Raw genomic sequence first — 1,310 nt, 5'->3', positions numbered from 1 at the left:
AGTAAGGGGATGTAGGGTATGAATGAGGCGACGGCGATCGCCAGGGACGTCGGGAAACTGGCCCGAGGTTGGCGTGCGACCGCCGCGGCGATCGCCGTCGCCTCTGCCGTCGTTCTCAGTGGCTGCGGGAATGGCCCCGGCGTTGAACCTGAACGGCTAGCGATGGCATATGAGGGCAACGTCGAGGATGTCGCGTGGCTGCCGGGCGGTCAACTTTACGTTCTCCGCAGCGTCGGCTCTGCCGGCCCTTCGGAACTTGCGTTGATCACAAGTGGTGGCCGAGGCCAAACTGTGGCCGTTCGGTCCACCGCGTTTTGCGGCACTCCCGAAATCGTTACCATATCCAGCTTGCCGGACGGCAGGCTGGGCGCCGTAGTCGACTGCGAAGCCACCACGACTCATGTCAGTTCAAGAATTGCCGCCGTCTTGGACGATGGGAAGGTCGTCAAACTGGCAACGTTGGGTGCGCACTGGGTGATGTCCTGGAATGAAAACCTGATGGACGGATGGGTAGAGTTTGTAACCGGCAGATGCCAGAGCATTGCTCGGTACGTCAATGGTCAAGTTGCTCCGTTCCCGAAACGTGAACCGGCTCAGCTTGTGCCATTCGATCTGGATCGAGACTTCTTCAGCCCTTCCGGTTGTTCAGCACCGGGACGAGCAGGGTTTCTCGCCGTGGGACGATCCGGTGAGGTCTTCTTCCTTGTCTCGAACGAGGCCGAAAGCATTTTTGACGAACGTGCACGGTGGCATGCGGTGGCTTTCAATCCCGAGTCAGGCATCATTCGGCAGGTAGGGCCGGATTTTACTGGCCCGTACGACTTGGCGGTATCTCCGGACGGGACTTCACTATTGGTGTCTGGTCGCCACAACAACAGGTTGGGTGTCTGGCGAATTGATGCCGCCAGTGGAAAGTCTTCACGTGTTTTGTCTGGGCGATTTGGGGCGATCAGCGTAAGCGCCGACGGTCGAAGGGCCGCCGTTTCCCGTTCGACGTCAAAGGGAGACGACGTGGTGCAGTTGGATCTTGTCCAGACGAAATAGGGCCCTCGGTAGCATCGTGAACTGGCCAAACGGGGCCGGTGGCGGGCCGCCGGCCACCGCGAACCTTTTCTAAACGGATCTTGCCGGTCAGGGCGGGTGCGGCGAGGGCAGCGGGATACCCGAAAGGAACGGGTGGCCTCCCTCGCCCCACACGAGGGAGGCCCCAGGTCGTCATCGTCTAGTGTTCCGCAGCGAGCGGATGCTCCTCACCCGTCAGGCCGGCCAAGGCTACCGCGACCTCTTGCAGCGTTGCGCGCACATAGGTT

The 1,310-nt window shown here is 61.0% G+C and carries 1 protein-coding gene; it reads left to right on the top strand.

What is annotated here, in order from left to right:
- Positions 1-18: 18 nt before the first annotated feature.
- Positions 19-1,044, top strand: a complete 1,026-nt coding sequence (locus Vgi01_RS30295; RefSeq protein ID WP_204293341.1) for a TolB family protein — start codon at positions 19-21, stop codon at positions 1,042-1,044.
- Positions 1,045-1,310: the final 266 nt, after the last annotated feature.

The organism is Micromonospora gifhornensis (assembly GCF_016863515.1).
GTDB classification, from domain to species: Bacteria; Actinomycetota; Actinomycetes; order Mycobacteriales; family Micromonosporaceae; genus Micromonospora; species Micromonospora gifhornensis.
This window is presented reverse-complemented; position numbering and strand designations above follow the sequence as displayed.